This window comes from Sphingomonas sp. 10B4 (genome assembly GCF_035019905.1).
GTDB lineage: Bacteria > Pseudomonadota > Alphaproteobacteria > Sphingomonadales > Sphingomonadaceae > Sphingomonas > Sphingomonas glacialis.
In genome coordinates this window covers 1-18,224 of sequence record NZ_JASJVC010000069.1, presented here as the reverse complement: position 1 = coordinate 18,224, position 18,224 = coordinate 1, and the positions used below count along the sequence as shown (strand labels likewise).

General features: G+C 62.8%; 10 protein-coding genes and 1 pseudogene. 9 read left to right on the top strand and 2 right to left on the bottom strand.

The window, feature by feature from the left end; translation table 11 throughout:
* The first annotated feature begins 86 nt into the window (after positions 1-86).
* The 6 genes from QN347_RS15745 (at position 87) to katG (ending at position 9,124) form a co-directional block, all read left to right on the top strand.
* Complete coding sequence (locus QN347_RS15745; protein WP_322160968.1) at positions 87-1,742, top strand: pyridoxal phosphate-dependent decarboxylase family protein; 1,656 nt, start codon at positions 87-89, stop codon at positions 1,740-1,742.
* 63 nt (positions 1,743-1,805) lie between these two features.
* Positions 1,806-3,326: a putative glutamine/gamma-aminobutyrate antiporter GadC gene (gadC, locus tag QN347_RS15740; RefSeq protein ID WP_322160970.1), complete on the top strand. Its 1,521-nt coding sequence runs from the start codon at positions 1,806-1,808 to the stop codon at positions 3,324-3,326.
* Entirely contained in the window at positions 3,323-4,006 is a 684-nt protein-coding gene (locus tag QN347_RS15735) for a MarC family protein (protein ID WP_322160971.1), read from the top strand. Before gadC ends, QN347_RS15735 begins: the two co-directional genes overlap by 4 nt.
* Positions 4,003-4,965, top strand: coding sequence for a hypothetical protein (locus tag QN347_RS15730; protein WP_322160973.1), 963 nt, complete (start codon positions 4,003-4,005; stop codon positions 4,963-4,965). The genes QN347_RS15735 and QN347_RS15730 overlap by 4 nt, the downstream gene beginning before the upstream one ends.
* A gap of 112 nt (positions 4,966-5,077) precedes the next feature.
* Positions 5,078-6,649, top strand: a complete 1,572-nt coding sequence (locus QN347_RS15725; protein ID WP_322160975.1) for an oleate hydratase — start codon at positions 5,078-5,080, stop codon at positions 6,647-6,649.
* Positions 6,650-6,874: 225 nt separating this feature from the next.
* Positions 6,875-9,124, top strand: coding sequence for a catalase/peroxidase HPI (gene katG / locus QN347_RS15720; protein ID WP_323494146.1), 2,250 nt, complete (start codon positions 6,875-6,877; stop codon positions 9,122-9,124).
* A 263-nt stretch (positions 9,125-9,387) separates the two neighbouring features.
* On the opposite strand, the pseudogene QN347_RS15715 reads toward katG, so the two are convergent.
* Positions 9,388-10,431: pseudogene (locus QN347_RS15715) on the bottom strand (acetyl-CoA hydrolase/transferase C-terminal domain-containing protein); the annotation flags it as partial.
* 295 nt (positions 10,432-10,726) lie between these two features.
* Between QN347_RS15715 and QN347_RS20990 the strand changes: the two are divergent.
* Together QN347_RS20990 and mgtA are read left to right on the top strand one after the other, a co-directional pair.
* Positions 10,727-13,279 (top strand): NAD(P)H-hydrate dehydratase, encoded by a 2,553-nt coding sequence (locus tag QN347_RS20990; RefSeq protein WP_416194468.1) that lies wholly within the window; start codon positions 10,727-10,729, stop codon positions 13,277-13,279.
* A 129-nt stretch (positions 13,280-13,408) separates the two neighbouring features.
* A complete protein-coding gene (gene mgtA / locus QN347_RS15700) occupies positions 13,409-16,045 on the top strand; it encodes a magnesium-translocating P-type ATPase (protein WP_322160979.1) in 2,637 nt (878 codons plus the stop codon).
* Between the two features lie 203 nt (positions 16,046-16,248).
* Here the strand turns inward: mgtA and QN347_RS15695 are convergent, their stop codons facing one another.
* Complete coding sequence (locus QN347_RS15695; RefSeq protein WP_322164129.1) at positions 16,249-17,352, bottom strand: AI-2E family transporter; 1,104 nt, start codon at positions 17,350-17,352, stop codon at positions 16,249-16,251.
* 225 nt (positions 17,353-17,577) lie between these two features.
* Here QN347_RS15695 and QN347_RS15690 point away from each other — a divergent pair, with 225 nt between their 5' ends.
* On the top strand, positions 17,578-18,192 hold the full coding sequence (locus tag QN347_RS15690; RefSeq protein WP_323494145.1) for a hypothetical protein: 615 nt from the start codon (positions 17,578-17,580) through the stop codon (positions 18,190-18,192).
* Positions 18,193-18,224: the final 32 nt, after the last annotated feature.

The window sequence follows — 18,224 nt, the reverse complement described above, 5'->3', positions numbered from 1 at the left end:
TCATCGATCCTGCAGATTACAGAATCATGGCTTGAGCGAGCGACGATTTCGCGGGTCGTCAAGCAGACGGAGTATATCACGCGAAGATGGCGGGTGAATTCCCCTCCCCATTCCGCGGCGATGACGATCCACTTGCGCGTCAGATCAACAAGTTTGTCGAGAAGCTCGATCTGCTGCGGCCCGAAAAGGGAGGCCCCGCTTTTCTAGGCAAGAGCCCGGCGCTCAGCTATGCCTATCCCGACGTCAAGAACATCACCATCCCGCAAGCGATGGGCGATCTCGACCAGGTGCTGGACGATGTCGTCAAGCTGTTCGAAGGCGCGCCCAATTGGGGCAACCCGCTGACGATGTGCAACGTCATCCCGCAATCCAACACCGCCGCGGTGGTCGCGTCGATGCTGTCGCAGGTGTTCTCCGCCAATATCCTGGAGGGCGAATATGCCTGGAACGTCCACCGCGCCGAGCTGGAAACGGCAGGCATGGTCGCCAACATGTTCGGCTGGACCCCGGTCAACAGCGGCGCCATCTACACCTATGGCGGCGGCGGTTGCTGGACCTATGGGTTGAAATACGGGCTGACGCGGGTGCTCAAGGATTCGCGCGAAAAGGGCGTGCGGACCGACGCCAAGGTGATCTGTTCGCAGCAGGCGCATTACGTGCAGCAGAATGCGACCGATTGGCTGGGCCTCGGCATGGACAATATCGTCCACGTCCGCACCGATGTCGCCACCAACCAGATGGATCTTGGACATCTCGAGGAATTGCTGACCGATTTCGCCGCGCGCGGCATTCCCGTCGCGACCGTCGTCTGCACGATGGGCACCACCGACGCGAGCGCATTCGATCCGATCGGCCTGGTCCGCGAAGTGATGGACCGCCACCCCAATCCGGAGGGCTTTGGCAAGGCGGTATTGTACGCCGATGCGGTCGTCGGATGGTCGTGGATCTACTTCAAGGATTATGATTTCAACGCCAATCCGCTCGAATTCTCCGATCGCATCCTGCCCGTGCTGCGGCGCAACGGCGAGGCGATGCGCGAGCTCGAACATGCCGATTGCGTCGGGATCGATTTCCACAAGGTCGGCTGGGCACCCTATGTCAGCAGCTGCTTCCTGTACCGCGATGCGACCGAGTTCGAGTCGATTCATCGGCGCGGCGCGGACGCCTATCTGCAGGCGCGCACGCCGTACAACCCGATGTATTACACGCTCGAAGTATCACGCACCGCCTCGGGCTCGCTCGCGGGTTGGGCGACGCTCAAATATTTCGGCAAGGAAGGGATGCAGGCGATCCTCGGCGGTATCCTCGAGACGAAATATTACCTCTACGATCTGATCCGCAGCCATCCCGACATGGTCTGCGTCAATCCCGACGACACTGGCCTGATCACGCTGTTCCGGGTCTATCCCAAGGGTGTCGATGCGCAGGTGCAGTTCGAGCGCGAGCTCGCCGATCCGGCGCTGCGCAGCGACCTGATCAAGCATAACCATTTGACCGAAGCGGTCGGCAACAAGCTGTTCGAATGGTTCCGCAGCGGCAAGCAGATCGACGGCAAGTACACGCCGTACATGAGCTTCAGCACGGGCTTCCGCGACGCGACCTACAATCGCGACGGAACTGACGAAGAGGCCGTCGTCTACGCGCTCAAGTCGTTTCCGATGAACGTCTTCATCACGCCCGAGACGATGCAGTGGGCGCTGCACTGCGTCGCGGCAGCCCGCGACGAAGTGCTCAAGCGCTAACCCTTCGTTCGACGTTTGCGCCGCCGACCATAGTCGGCGGCGCGCTATTTCAAGGCTGTTTCCATGACCGAGCCCTCGCTCCCCGCCGCCGTGCCCGGCGGCAAGCCCAAAGCTGCGGGGTGGCTCGCGCATGGCGGCCAAACCAAGACCCAGCCCAAGATCGTCATCGGCATGATGGCCTTCGCGATCATGAACGTCACGACGATCGTCAGCCTGCGCGGCATGCCCGCGCAGGCAGAATATGGCATGGCGTCGATCTTCTATTACCTGTTCGCCGCGTTCGTATTCCTGGTGCCCGTGTCACTCGTCGCCGCTGAGCTAGCCGCGACCTTCCCCAAGCAAGGCGGCGTATTCCGCTGGATCGGCGAGGCGTTTGGGCCGCGCTGGGGGTTCGCAGCCATCTACTATCAATGGCAAGCGGTCGTGATCTGGTTCCCGACCGTGCTGATCTTCGCCGCCGCCGCGCTCGCCTACATCTGGTGGCCGCCGGCATTCGACCAGGCGCTCGCCGACAACAAACTCTATACGATCAGTGTCTTGCTCGCGGTCTATTGGTTCGTGACGCTGTTCACCTTCCGCGGCATGGCCGCATCGACCCGGCTGAGTTCGCTCGGCGGCCTGTTCGGGACGATCATCCCCGGCGCGATCCTGATCGTGTTGGGCGTGGCCTATGTTGCCAGCGGCAAGCCGATGCACCTCGATTTGCACGGCAGCCTGATCCCCGACTTCAGCGATTTCCACAACATGGTGCTGGCGGCGAGCGTCTTCCTCTATTTCGCGGGGATGGAGATGCAGGCGGTCCATGTGCAGGACCTCAAGAACCCGACCCGCAATTATCCACTGTCGGTGCTGATCGCGACGGTCATGGTCGTCGTGATCTTCGTGCTCGGCACGCTCGCGGTCGGTGCGGTCATTCCGCGCGCGGCGATCGACATCAATCGCGGGCTGCTCGTCGCGTATAACGAACTGTGGGCGGCGTTCGGGCTGCCGTGGCTCGGCAACATCATGGCGGCGATGCTGGCGTTCGGCGTGCTGGGCCAGGTCAGCGTGATCGTCGCCGGGCCCTCGACCGGGCTGCTCGCGGTCGGCAAGGCGGGGTATCTGCCGCATATCCTGCAAAAGACCAACGCGCACGGCATTCCGGTCGCGATCCTGATCCTGCAGGGCGTGCTCGTCACGCTGCTGTGCGTCGCGTTCACGGTGCTGCCGTCGGTCGAATCCGCCTATCAACTGCTCAGCCAGATGGCGACGATCATCTATCTGGTGATGTACGTCCTGCTGTACGTCGCCGCGATCCGGTTGCGCTACAGCCAGCCGGACCGGGAGCGGCCGTTCCGCATTCCCGGCGGGAATGTCGGCATGTGGCTGGTCGGTCTGCTGGGGCTGGCCGGGGCGCTGGTCGCGCTGGGGTTCAGCTTCATCCCGCCGGCGCAGATCAGCACGGGCAGTCCGGTGCTCTATGTCGGCGCGCTGGTGGTCGGGTCGGCGTTCTTCCTGGCGATCCCGTTCGTGATCTACGCCTTTCACAAGCCCGACTGGAAGGCGGCGGATTCCGACTTCGAACCGTTCGAAACCGCGGCATGAGTGTGCTCGACACCAGTGCGCTGGTGACGATGACGGTCGGCCTGTTCGCGATCACCGCGCCGATCGCGGTTCTGCCCCTGTTCGTGGCCGCTACCGCAGGCCAGACACAAGGGGACCAGCGTCGCACCGCGCTGGTTTCGGCGGCGACCTATGTCGTCGCGGGACTGCTGGCGCTGTTCGTCGGCAATGCCGCGCTCGGCGTCTTCGGGGTCAGCATCGCCGCGCTTCGGGTGGCGGGAATGGCGGTGATAGGCGTGATCGGCTGGCAGATGCTCAACGCCCCGACCCCGACCGAGGCGACGCCCGTCCGTAGCCACCACCACCGTGCGTCCAACACCCACGTGCCGGTGGCCGCGCACAATGCCGTCGCGCCCTCCCCCACATCGGTCGGAATCCTGCCGCTGGGGTTCCCGATCTATGCCGGCCCCGGTGTGTTGTCGGTCATCATAGCGTGGGGAAGCGGCAGTCGCCCGGTCTATCTCGCCGCGATGGTCGCGATCCTCGCGAACGCGGCGATCATCGTCGCGCTCGATTTCTTGGCCGCCCCGATCACGCGCGTGATCGGGGAGAAGGCCTTGCTGATCACCGAAAAGATCTTCGGCCTGCTCGTCGTCGCGATCGCGGTCGGCGGGATGGCGAGCGCGCTGGTCGCGCTGTTTCCCGGGCTCGGCGGGCGATGAAGACGGCGCGTGCGGCGATCGCCCTTTGCGCGCTGGGATCGCCTGGCGCAGCGCTCGCGCAGGATGCCGATCTGGCGGTTCGCAACCAATGGTTCACCGGTTCGCTCGAGGCGTCCTCGCCAGCTTTGTCGACGGCCGGGACGCTCGCGATCGAACCCTATCTCATCTACAAGATCGATACCCGCGCCTATGACGATCAGGGCCATCGCCACTCCGGCGGCGACGGCGTGCATCAGATGCAGTCGGTGACGGTCGTGAAATATGCGCTCACCGACCGGCTGAGCTTTCAGGCGCTGCCGACGGTCGTCCGCGTGACCGTTGGGCATGACCCGCGCGGCCTCGGAATCGCCGACTTGCCCGTCGAGCTCGAATATCGACTGAAGGACGAGAATGGCCGAACCGGATCGCCCTCGATCACCGCGAGCGCAGGCATGGTGCTGCCGATCGGTCGATACGATCAGCTGACGACCGCGCTCGACGGCCTCGGCACGGGCGGGCTGCTGGCCAAGCAGGGCATCGTCGTCGAATCGCTGTTCGACACCAAGGGCGGCCACCCGGTTCGCATCCGCCTTTTCGCCTCCGTAACCGAGGCGCTGGCGTCGGCGGACGTTCGCGATCTGAGCGTCTACGGATCGGCGGATGGCTTCGTCGGCCACGCCACACCGGGCGTGTCCGCGCAGGTCGGTTTGGCCGCCGGCTATGCGATCGATCAACGCTGGGTGGTTGCGCTCGATGTAGTGCGCAGCGATGCCGGCCGTTCGCGCCTGACGGGCGTCGATGCAAGCGGTACGGCGCGACGAACGACGGGCCTTCCCGCATCGCGCACGATTCTGGCGCCAGCGCTCGAATATAACTGGTCGGCCCGCGCCGGGCTCATCGCGGGGGTCGAGCTGTCCGTCGCGGGCCGCAATACCCCCGCTTACGTCGCCCCGCAAATCGCCGTCGCCCTGGCGTTCTGACGTTCGACGAAGCGATCGTCGCCGAGGTCGGTGCCGTAAGTAATTTCCGACGCTGCCCGCCTCACGGGAACGATACTATCGCCAAATCCTTCGCACAAAGGATCGTCATCTCATGAGCAGCTATACATTCGTCGGCAGCGGCATCGCCTCGCTTGCGGGGGCGGCGATCCTGCTGCGCGACGGCGACGTCGCCGGCAAGGACATCACGATCCTCGAGGAAAGCCACCAGACCGGCGGCGCATTCGATGCGCACGGGACCGCGGGAGACGGCTATTTCATGAGCGGCAGCCGCATGTTCGAGGCGATGTATCAATGTACCTTCGACCTGTTCGACGGCATCCCTTCGGCGACCGACCCCGCCATTTCGGTGACCGAGGAAACCAACCGCGCCGCCGCGAAATGGCCGTGGGACAACAAGGTCCGGCTGGTCAATCGCGACGGCAGCGTGCCCGACGCTCATTCCATGGGTTTCACCGAGCATGACCGGCTAAACCTCGTCACGCTGATCGGCGAGCCCGAGAGCCTGCTCGACGACAAGCGCATCACCGATTGCTTCACGCCCCATTTTTTCGAGACCAATTTCTGGATGGAATGGTGCACGCTGTTCGCGTTCGAACCGTGGCACAGCGCGATCGAATTCCGCCGCTATCTGCGGCGTTTCGTCCACCATTTCTCGACGATCGATGTTCAGCACGATATTTATCGCACCGTCTACAACCAGTATGACAGCATGATCGTGCCGCTCATGGGCTGGCTGAAGGATCGCGGTGTCCAGTTCCGCCACGGTGTCCGCGTCGAGGACCTGGGCTTCGCTGCGGGCAGCGACGCGGTCACCGTGACGAGCATTTCGACGCTGACTGCAGACGGCCCCGAGGCGATTCCGGTTGCGCCCGGCGACCTGGTGTTCGTCACCAACGGCTCGATGACCGCGGACAAGGCATTTGGGTCGATGACCAAGGCCCCCGGTCTCGATGCGACCAACCATTCGGGCGCGTGGAAGCTGTGGGAAAAGCTGGCGGAGGGCCGGCCCGCCTTCGGCAACCCCGCCGCCTTCAACGGCAATGTGGAAGAGAGTTCCTGGATCTCCTTCACCGTCACGGTCAAGGATCCGTTGTTCCTGGAACTGATGGAGCGCTTCAGCGGGAGCGCGGCGGGGACCGGCGGGCTGATCACCTTCAAGCAATCCGCCTGGCTGCTGACGCTGTCGATCTATCACCAGCCCTTCTTCCCGGGGCAGCCCGAGGGCGTCGCGGTATGGTGGGGCTATGGCCTGTTCCACGATCGCCCTGGCGATTACGTCAAGAAGCCGCTGGTCGACTGCACCGGCAAGGAGATCCTGGAGGAAGTGCTCGGCCATCTGCGCTTCAGCGCGCCCGACAGCGCAGCGGTGCTCGCGGCATCGACCTGCATCCCCTGCGCGATGCCGTATATCACCAGCCAGTTCATGCCACGCAAGGCGGGCGACCGGCCGCTGGTGGTGCCGACCGGATCGACGAACCTCGCCTTTCTCGGGCAGTTCGCCGAACAGCCCGAGGACGTGGTGTTCACCGTTGAATATTCGATCCGCTGCGCGATGACGGCGGTCTACACGCTACTCAAGCTCGATAAGGCGCCGCCGCCCGTGTATAAGGGACTGCACAGTCCCAAGGTGATCGTCGATGCGATCCGGACGCTCCACCGATAGTGCGGATACCGCCGATCCGGGACGCGATTTCGCGGCGATGCGCGCACGTCCGTGCCTTGTGCGACCGGCATTCCGTCTTCGGCCGTTCGGTCGCAGGCGGCAACGGCATGCCTGTCCAAGACAGACCAGCCTCCCGGCATCGCGCAGCGGCCGCGGGCTACAACTATAAAGGATAGCATCACGCTCGATATCAAAACCGACAAGACCAACACCGACAGCTTCGAGATGGCTGGCAAATGCCCGTTTGGCGGCGACCGCATTGGCGGCACGTTGGGTACGCCGCCGACCTTGTCGAACTGGTATCCGAACCGGCTCAAGGTCGAGCAGCTTCATTCGAACGGTCCGCAAGCCAACCCGCTGGGCGACGATTTCGACTATGCATCGGCGTTCGATGGCCTCGATTATGCGGCGCTCAAGCAGGACATCAAGACCTTCCTGACCTCGTCGGTGGCCTGGTGGCCGTCGGATTACGGTAATTACGGTCCGCAAATGATCCGCATGGCGTGGCACGCGTCGGGCACGTACCGCATCGCAGATGGCCGTGGTGGCGCCGGTGAGGCGCTGCAGCGCTTCGCGCCGATCAACAGCTGGTGGGACAATGGCAACACCGACAAGTCGCGTCGGTTGATCTGGCCGATCAAGCAGAAATACGGGAGCGCGCTGTCCTGGGGCGACCTGATGGTGCTGACGGGCAATTGCGCGCTCGAGATCATGGGGTTTCCGACCTATGGCTTTGCGGGCGGTCGGCATGATGCTTGGGAGGCCGATACGAGCACCTATTGGGGTCCAGAAGTCTGGGATCCCACCGGGTCGCCGGCGTCCGACAGCATGGTGACGCGCGACAAGCGGTGGCGCGGGCAGAATGGCGATGCGGACTATGATCTCGAAAACCCGCTGGCCGCAACGCATCAGGCGCTGATTTACGTCAATCCCGAAGGACCATACGGCAAGGGTGATCCTGTGGGATCGGCCCGCGATATCCGCATCGCCTTCACACGCATGGCGATGAACGACGAGGAAACCGTCGCGTTGATCGCGGGTGGCCATGCGTTCGGCAAGAGTCACGGGATGGTCAGTCCGGGCGAGGTCGGTCCGCCGCCAGAGATCGCACCGATCGAGGCGATGGGCATGGGCTGGCAGAACCCCGAAGGCACCGGCTTTGCAGAATATACAATGACCAACGGTATCGAAGGCAGCTGGACGCCCAACCCGGCTCAGTGGGACAACAGCTATCTCGAGAACCTGTTTGGGTTCGAATGGGAACAGACCAGGAGTCCGGCGGGTGCATTGCAATGGACGCCGGTGGATCCGACTGCGCCCAGGACGCCGGACGCGCATGTTTCGGGGCGGATGAACCCGCTGATGATGATGACCAGTGACATCGCGCTCAAGGTCGATCCGGACTATCGGCAGGTTTGCGAGAAATTCCTCGGCGATTTCGACGCCTTTACCCAGGCTTTCTCGAAGGCATGGTACAAGCTCACCCACCGCGACATGGGTCCGCGCGAACGCTATCTTGGACCCGAGAAGCGGAACGAGGACGGCCTGTTGTGGCAGGATCCGATTCCCCCGCTCGACCATCGTCCGATCGCGGAGGGCGACGTCGCGGTGCTCAAGCAGGCGATCGTGGCGAAGCATATTTCACGGTCGGATCTGGTGTTCACGGCCTTTTCTGCCGCGTCGACCTATCGCGACAGCGACAAGCGGGGCGGCGCGAACGGCGGACGGCTGGCACTCGCCCCGCAAAAGGACTGGACGGTCAACCGGCGCACCGTCCCCGTCATCGCGGCGCTGCGCGGGGTGATGACGGACTTCAACGCCAAGCATGCAGGCACCACCGGGGTTTCGCTCGCGGACCTGATCGTGCTGGGCGGCTGTGCGGCGATCGAGCAAGCGGCATTCGCAGCCGGCGTTCCCGTCACCGTGCCTTTCACGCCGGGGCGGCGCGATACGACGCAGGACCTGACCGACGTCGAGATGTTCACCTGGCTGAAGCCCGTCGTCGATGGGTTCCGCAACTATGTCGACGACCGCTACGAACAGATCGCCCCGGATGTATCGCCCGAGGCGATGTTCCTCGACAAGGCGCATCTGCTCGGCCTCACCGCGCCGGAATGGGTCGCGCTGGTCGGTGGCCTGCGGGTGATGGGCGCCAATCATGACGGGTCTGCGTACGGCAGATTCACCGATCAGATCGACGTACTGTCAAACGACTTCTTCACCGTGCTGACCAGCATGGACTTCGAATGGAAGAAGGCGGACGACCAAGGCATGACCTTCACGCTCGATGACCGCAAGAGCGGCGTCACGCGGTTCCAGGCGACGCGCTGCGACCTGGTCTTCGGTGCGAACAGCCAATTGCGCGCGGTCGCCGATGTCTATGCCGCGAGCGACGGACAAGCCCGGTTCGTCCGCGATTTCGTGAAGGTCTGGGACAAGGTGATGATGCTCGATCGCTACGACGTTCGCGGTTAGCGCTTCACGCCGGCGGCTTAAGGGAGCGCAGATGGGAGGCGCTCCCAAATGCCTTTTCATACCCAAGCGATCGGTGCGCCGACAGCCGTTGATCAGGCGCAAGCGCGATACGTTGCCCCCCGAGCCACAGGAACACGCTCTGCCAAGGGGTCTTCGCCGCAACCAGGACTTGCCACCACTCAGGCCGATCCTGCCGATTGGCCTTCATTCCAACGGTGATGCCGCTTTGGTGTCCGGGGCTCGGAGCCACGCCCCCCCTGCCGTCAGAAACGCATCGAGCCCGTTTCCATGAAGCGCTGATGCCACGACAGCGCCTCACCCGGCAGCGACGGCGACTGCTGGCCGTATGATCCGGCCCGTGCGCGGGCGTAATAATCAGCGAGTGCGGGGCGATAGTCGGGATGCGCACAGCGGTCGATGATGAGCGTGGCACGTTGTTTGGGACTGAGCCCGCGCAGATCGGCAAGGCCTTGTTCGGTCACCAGCACCTGCACATCCTGGCTGATATGGTCGACATGGCTGGCCTGAGGGACGATCGCCGATATCTTGCCCGCCTTGGCCGTCGATGGCGTCATGAAGATCGACACATAGGCGTTGCGCGCGAAATCGCCCGAGCCACCAATGCCGTTCTGGATGCGTGACCCCATCACGTGTGTGGAATTGACGTTGCCGTAAATGTCCGCCTCGATCAGCCCGTTCATCGCAAGACAGCCAAGTCGACGGATCAGCTCGGGATGATTGCTGATCTCTTGGGGGCGGAGGATCATTGTATTGCGATAACGGTCGAGGTCGGCGTTGAGGCGAGTGGCCGCCTCCGGACTTAGCGAGAAGGCGGTTGCCGACGTCATCCGCAACTTTCCCGAGTCCAGCAGGTCGAGCATGCCGTCCTGAATCACCTCGGTATACGATGTCATGTTGGTGAACGGGCCATCGATCAGCCCGGTCAACACTGCATTCGCGATATTGCCGACGCCCGACTGGAGCGGCAGCAGCGACGACGGCAATCGTCCGCGGGCGACCTCATGCCTGAAGAACTCGATCAGATGCCCCGCGATTGCATGCGCCGCGGCATCGGGGGCAGCGAACGGCAGGTTGCGATCGGGTGCTTCCGTTTCGACGATCGCGACGATCTTGTCGGGATCGACGCGAAAATACGCGTCGCCGATCCGATCATCGGGCCGGACCAGCGGGATTGGCACGCGGTGCGGTGGCAGCGCGGTGCCGTAATAGATGTCCTGCATCCCCTCCAGCGCGGGGTTTTGCCAGCGATTGACCTCGAGGATCACCTTTTCGGCGCGGTCGAGCCATTACGAGGTAGGATTCATCTGGTCGTGACATCAGCGTCAGAAACTACTCATCCCTATCGACGTTCGCCCGGACACGGGAACGTGCTGACCTAGTCCGCATCCGTGAGCGGGCGCCCTAAGCCGCCCGCGCCACACCACGCGGCGACTTTTTACGACTGATTGGCGCTTTCGCGTTGCGATGCCGCTTCCCGAAAAGGCGTCAGTGTAAGTGAATTCCGACCCTGCCGTGGCGGGCGGCGACCCCGTACCCACGGCTTGACCCACGCGGACGGCCGCAAGCAGGAATCCACTGAAGATGAGCGATCCCGACAGTATTGCTTGCGACACATGGCAACGGGATTCAGTTGCGCTCCTGACCCCAGCACAGATGGGCACTGCCGATCGCGCGGCCGAAGCGGCTGGCGTCGGCGGCATTGCCATGATGGAGGCGGCCGGCGCAGCCGTTGCGGTTGCCCTTGGCGGCCGCTGGCCGATGCAGCCGGTTACGGTTCTGTGCGGCCCCGGCAACAATGGTGGCGACGGGTTTGTCGTCGCGCGGCATCTCGAGGCTGCAGGATGGCCGGTGAAAGTGGCGTTGCTCGGCACGCGCGAGAAGCTCACTGGCGAGGCCGCGCATGCGGCGGCGGCCTGGAACGGGGCGTTGACACCTTTCGATCCCGAAAGCCTTGAAGGCGCAGGGATTGTCGTCGATGCAATCTTCGGCGCTGGCCTGGCGAGACCGCTCGACGGGCCAGCGCTGGTCATGATCGAGGTGCTGAAAGCCCGGAAGATTCCGGTGTGTGCAGTAGATGTCCCCAGTGGCCTCGATGGCGCGTCGGGGCTGGTTCGCGGGGATGCGGCACCTGCCGACCTGACGGTTACGTTCTTCCGCAAGAAACCGGGCCATCTGCTCTACCCAGGGCGAGCGCTGTGTGGCGCAGTCGTCGTTACCGACATCGGAACGCCAATATCGGTGCTCGATGCGATTGCATCCGATTGCTGGGAAAACGATCCCGGTCTCTGGCAGGCATCCTACCCGTGGCCCCAGCCCCAGAGCTACAAATATACGCGTGGCGAAGTGCTTGTTCTGGGCGGCGCGACTATTACTGGTGCCAGCCGCATGACCACGCTGGCCGCGTCTCGTGCGGGCGCCGGCATGGTAACGCTCGCCGCACCGACGGAGGTGTGGAGCCTTTATGCGGGTTCGCTCATCAACGCCATTGTATGCGACTTCGCTGGGGTGGCGGGATGGCGGGACCTGCTGGCGGACGAACGTCGCAATGCGATCGCTATCGGGCCCGGGGCTGGCGTCGGCGCATCGACGCGAGCGTACGTGCTTGCAGCGCTTGCAACCAAAAGGCCGATCGTGCTCGATGCGGATGCTCTTACATCGTTCGCCGAGGCACCGGAGGATCTGTTCGGGGCGATCGTCGGGCCGTGCGTGATGACGCCGCACGCGGGCGAGTTCATGCGGCTGTTCCATTTTGACGGTGACAAGCTGGAGCGCACGCGTGCCGCCGCGCGGCAGAGCGGCGCGGTCGTAGTCTTCAAGGGCCCCGATACCGTCATCGCAAGCCCCGATGGTCGCGCCATCATCAATGCAAACGCACCGCCGCAACTCGCGACCGGAGGCAGCGGCGATGTTCTGACCGGTTTTATCGCCGCTTTGCTGGCGCAAGGCATGACCCCGTTCAAGGCGGCTGCAGCCGGCGTCTGGGTGCACGGCGCAGCGGCCGCGGAATTCGGGCTGGGGCTGATCGCGGAAGATCTGCCGGATGCTCTGCCGAAGGTTCTCCAGAAGTTCAAGGCGCAGACGGATCCTGAAGAACGTGACCGCCCCTACCCTGCCCTCGTCGGCAGGCGCATAGCGAAGGACTGGCCGACCATGAAGGCAATGGTACTCAATAAACCTGGAACGCCGCTGGTATGGACGGAATTGCCCGACCGTCAGCCCGGCCCTGGGGAAGTCCGCGTCAAGGTTCTCGCGTGCGGCGTCTGCCGCACCGATCTGCACGTTTTCGACGGCGAACTGCCGAACCCGAAATCGCCGATAATTCCGGGCCATGAGATCGTCGGCCGGATTGACGCAATCGGCTCGAATGTATCCGATCTCCAACTGGGAGAACGGGTCGGCATCCCTTGGCTCGGCCACACCTGCGGCGTGTGTTATTACTGCAAGGCGCATAGAGAGAACCTCTGCGATGCGCCGCTGTTTACAGGGTACACCCGTGATGGCGGCTTCGCGACCGCGGTGATTGCCGATGCGCGCTTTGCATTTCCACTTGGTGAGACGGGCAGCGACGTGTCGCTCGCACCGCTGCTGTGCGCCGGATTGATCGGCTGGCGCTCTTTGGAGATCGCCGGCGATGGTAAGCGCTTGGGCATTTACGGTTTTGGCGCCGCCGGCCATATCGTCGCACAAGTCGCCAAATGGCAGGGTCGCGAAGTCTTTGCATTCACGCGGCCGGGCGACACTGGAACACAAGAGTTCGCGCGCAGCCTGGGCGTGACCTGGGCGGGCGGCTCGGACGAAATGCCGCCAGGACCCCTCGATGCTGTGATCATCTACGCCACCGTTGGCGATCTCGTGCCGGTGGCACTCAAGGTAGTGCGCAAGGGCGGGCGGGTCGTCTGCGCGGGCATCCACATGAGCGATATTCCGAGCTTCCCCTACGACATCCTCTGGGAAGAGCGGCAACTCCTGTCGGTCGCCAATCTCACACGACAAGACGGAATCGATTTCCTTGGCCTTGTCCCGAAGATGGGCATCGTCGTGAAGACGACCGTCTACCCACTGGAACAGGCCAACCAGGCACTCGACGACCTGCGCGCAGGCCGGTTCGACGGTGCCGCTGTACTGGTGCCATGACCTGCTGGTGGCTGCCCGTATGCTGACGCCACCGCGCCGCATTGTATCGCCGCGACGGCAGAATCAACCGGATGCGCGGCCCATAGTCCTCGCCTGGCCGCCAGCCGTTCGGACAGGGGTGCTCGCAGAATGATCCAACCGGTCCATGCCGCAGAACCGATCATATCCGACCCGACGGGGACTCGAGGCGAGCCTGACCACGCGCCCTTCTGGACGCGTTCCGTCGATGATCTGCGGGCCACGTTGCGTTGCGGCGACGCAGGGCTCAGTAGCGCAGAGGCCGCCGATAGGCTCGGGCGCTATGGCCTAAACGCCGATGTCGTAGGCAAAAGCGCGAGCGCTCTTCGGACCATTCTTCGTCGGCTGCTGGAGCCGCTGTCACTGATCTTGCTTGCTGCCGCGCTGGTATCGGCCGGGACGGGGGATCTCGTCGGCGGATCAATCATTGCGACGATCCTTATTCTGTCGATTGGATTGGATACGGTGCAGGAGGGCCATGCCATTCGCGCAGCTGACGTCCTTCGGAAGTCTGTCGCCCTTACTGCGGAAGTACGCCGCGACGGCACGTATGCTCAGGTGCCCGTGGGAAATGTGGTGCCGGGCGACATGATACGCGTCCGCGTGGGTGATATCGTTCCTGCCGACGGACTCGTGATCGAAAGCGACGCTTTCGCTGCAAACGAAGCCGCACTTACGGGCGAGCCGTATCCTGTCGAGAAAAGGCCTGGCCCTGTTACGGGCTTGTCCGCGAGCCAGGCTAGTGGAGCCGTGTTTCGCGGCGCGGTCGCCCAGACTGGCGAGGCAGTCGTCCTGGTAATCAACACTGGAGCGGCGACGATCTTCGGGGCCGCGGCGTCTGCCCTCAATCAGCCCGCGGAGACCTCGCCTTTTCAGGCCGATCTGCGTGCCTATGGCCTTCTGGTGATGCGACTGACGATGGCACTGGTGCTGGTCGTGTTGGCGACCAGCGTATTCTTCGGGCGCCCGTTGCTGCAATCGTTGCTGTTTGCGGTCGCGTTGGCGGTTGGGCTTACACCTGAACTTTTGCCGATGATCACGACCGTCACCCTGTCACGCGGCGCCATCCGCATGGCGCGGCGCAAGGTGATCGTAAAACGGCTCGTGTCTATCCATGATCTAGGTGCAATGACGGTGCTGTGCACTGACAAGACCGGCACGCTTACCTCAGCACATATCACGCTGGCGCAGAGCATCGCGTGTTCGGGAACGCTTGATCCCCGTCCAAGCCGCCTCGCCGCGATCGCCGCAATTCTCGGCGGGGATCGTGGGGCGCTTGATGCAGCGCTTGTAGAGGGTAACCCGACGGCGACGTCGGGCTGGACGTTGCTCGGGCGCCACGCCTTCGATTTCAACCGGAGACTGGGATCAATTGTCGCTGGAGGACCTGAGGGCGATGTGCTGATCGCCAAAGGTGCCCCGGACGCTATCATCGCGCTTTGCACGGCGTCGCGAAACGGCGGTGCCAATAGCGTGATGGAAGATAGTGGACGCGCCGCAGTGCTCGCCCGGGTCAAGGATCTTGCCGAGAAGGATGGTCTTCGCGCGATCGCCGTCGCATCCCGCGCCTGGACCGAGGGCCGCCGCGATCCGGGGACTGCTGATGAAACAGGGCTTGTTTTCGAGGGGCTGTGCGCCTTCGCCGACCCGCCCAAACCGACTGCCGCCGCCGCGGTCGCCCGTCTCGCGGCACAGGGAATCCGGCTCAAAATTCTGTCGGGCGACGACCCGATCGTGGTCAGGCGGCTGAGCGGGCTGGTAGGTCTAGATGCCCGTCGCGTTCTGTCGGGGGCCGATATCGAGCATCTCAGTGACGATGCGTTGGCCATACAGGTCCGATCAGTTCATGCTTATGGCCGCCTCGCACCCGATCAAAAATCCCGCTTGGTTCGCGCACTGCAAGCAGGCGGCGCGGTGGTGGGCTATCTCGGCGACGGCATCAACGACGCTCCGGCGCTCAAGGCCGCGGATATTGGCCTGTCCGTGTCGGGCGCAACCGGCGTCGCGCAGGCAGCCGCAGACATGATCCTGTTGGATCAGGATCTTGCTGTCGTCGCGGATGGCGTGGAGGAAGGACGGCGAACCTTCGTGAACATCCTCAAATATATACGGATGGGCATGAGTTCTAATTTCGGCAACATGCTCTCTATGGCGGCCGCATCGCTGTTTCTTCCGTTCCTGCCGATGCTGCCGACGCAAATCCTTCTCAACAACCTGCTCTACGACATCTCCGAAATCGGGATCCCGTTCGACGCTGTGAGGCCCGAAGCCATAGTCAGGCCGCAACGATGGGATATGCACGCGCTGATCCGATTTGCCGCGGTCATGGGACCATTGTCATCGGTTTTCGACCTGTTCACGTTCGGCGGGCTGATCTTCTTGTTCCACGCTTCACCACCCGAGTTCCGCACGGCCTGGTTCCTGGAATCGATGGCGACGCAAATCCTGGTCATCTTCGTCATCCGCACGAATGGGAGGCCTTGGGCGGATCGGCCGAGACCGATCCTCGTGGCCACGTCGCTGGGTGCTCTACTGGTTGCGGTGGCGCTGCCGTTCACGCCGGCGGCTGCGCTCTTCGGTTTTCAGACCCCGCCCCTTGCCATGACTGGCGGTATCATTCTGCTGGTCCTCATCTACCTGATGTGCGCTGAATCCTTGAAGCGCGCCGCCACAACCAAGATTCTGAACGGCTCGCGCCATCGACGGGCAAAGGTGCAGCGGCAGAAAGGGTCGCAAAAGCAACGTTAATGGACTGACGCGGAGCAGACCCTGTCCGCGCCATGCGTTCTCAGCGAGTCTGTTCGCGACCTTGAACTAGAGCTACCATAGGTGCGAATCTACCCGTGCTTATGATCTCTATCGCGTTCACAGCTACTTACCCAGAGAGCCGACGTTGAGACCCATATGATCGGTTGGCGTTGTTATGGATCCTGCCTGCAACGCGATCAGTCTCAAACCGATGGATGCTTTGTGCCGGAGGTAGCGGTCGTTGCTGCCAGCGCACTTGGTATGTCCGATATGGCCTCAAGGGGCTTGGCGCTTGGCATCCCGCGCCTGACAAACATTTTCCCCCAGACAAATAGGACTACCGTTAGGGGGGCGGCGAGGACGATTCCAAGCATGCCAAATAGCAAAGCGAACGCCAGCAGTGAGAACAGCGTGAGTGCGGGCGGCAGGTCGACAGTCCGGCGCTGTATCTGCGGCGAGATCACGTTACCCTCGATCTGCTGAATGACGAGAAAGAGGCCGCAAGTCAGGAGAGCTCGCTCCCATCCTAGCGAGAATGCGATCAGGATGGCCGGAATTGCGGATGCGATAGGGCCAGCGGTCGGCACGAACTCCAGCATCCCTGCGATGAGCCCCAACGCGAGCGGCGACGGGATGCCGAGCGCCCACAGCCCTATCCCGGCCAGCGAGCCGACGATGACCATCGCTATCATCTGCCCTAGAAGCCATTTGCGCAGCGCGAGACCGCCTGCCTCGATCCCGGCGCGGATATGAGGGCGAAAGTGGCCTGGGAACAGCTCAACGAGTCCATTAACGTACCCATCGGGCGAAGCTGCAAGGTAGATGCCGCTTATCAATGCCAAAATGATACCGGAAATTGCGCTTCCAACGGTTCCAGCTATACTGCTGACAGCGCTGAGGATAGATCCACCATCGGGGATCATGGCCCGAAGCTGGCTCATCGTCTGCACATCCAGTTCAGGATGACCGATATGCTGCCTGAAGTGGGCCCATGCGCTTGGTAGCTTGAGGATGAGCGCCTGCATTTGCGCAGTGACAACATTGCCGAACAGGTAAAACGGCGCGACGCTCACAACGAGCAGTAGAATGACCGCGACCGTCAAACTAAGCGCATGTCCTAGGCCTGTAGACTTTGCGATACGTGCAGCGACGGTGTAGAACACAACGCCGAACAGCATAGCTGCGAAGGCCAGGAGTACGACGGATCGCAGCAACCAGGCGAGTGCAAATCCAGTCAGAACGGCTGCTATGATGACCGCCGATCGCGCGACGCTACCGCTTTCATTTGAACGTCGAGGCCTAGCCATTGGACGAAACAATACCCACGATTGGAGCGTGCGACGGTTCGCGCGATGAAGAGCATTAAGCTAGCGACATTGAGGGCCTGGCGTCAGGCTCGGATACTACGCATTCGCGTATGGCCGAGAACGATCAGCGCTACGTTGCGGTGACAATGGGTGTTTTCCGACCCTGTCTCGTCCTCCTCCCCGCATCTAATGCCAACGGGCAATCAGCCTTGTCTGGGAGATCCGATGACCCAGCGTATGCAGGAACTGGCCGCACAGATTGTCGACCTCCAGGGCGAACTGGACCGGGAAATAGAGGCAAGGCGCAAGATTTTGGGCGTTAAGCTCGCGGCGGGTCTTGTCGGCTTTGAGCAAGGCGTCGTGACGGAGCATCGCGCCGTATGGATGAAGGTTTCCCGGTTCCACGCAGAATCGAGTTTCACGGCGACGGTGACGTCACCGGTGATCTACTCGCTGATCGTGCCACCGATTCTAGTGGATATCTGGGTGAGCCTCTACCAGGCGATCTGCTTTCGGGCCTACGGCATTTCGCGGGTTCGGCGCGCTGATTACGTCGTTCTTGATCGTCAGCATCTGGCCTATCTCAACCGGATCGAGGCGGCGAACTGCCTGTTCGGCGCCTTTGCAAACGGTCTGGTCGGCTATGTCCGCGAGATCAGTAGCCGCACCGAACAATATTGGTGTCCGATCAAACATGCCCTCAAGTCTACGATCCTCACAAATGCTATCACCAGTTCCTCGAATATGGCGATGCCGACGGCTACAGAGCGCGGCTCGCTACCTTCCGCAAGCAGCTTGTCGAAACAACTGGTTAGATGCCCATCGGGTTGGCGAGCGTAGCTTAACCTACTGATTTAGTGTAGAGAAAGGTT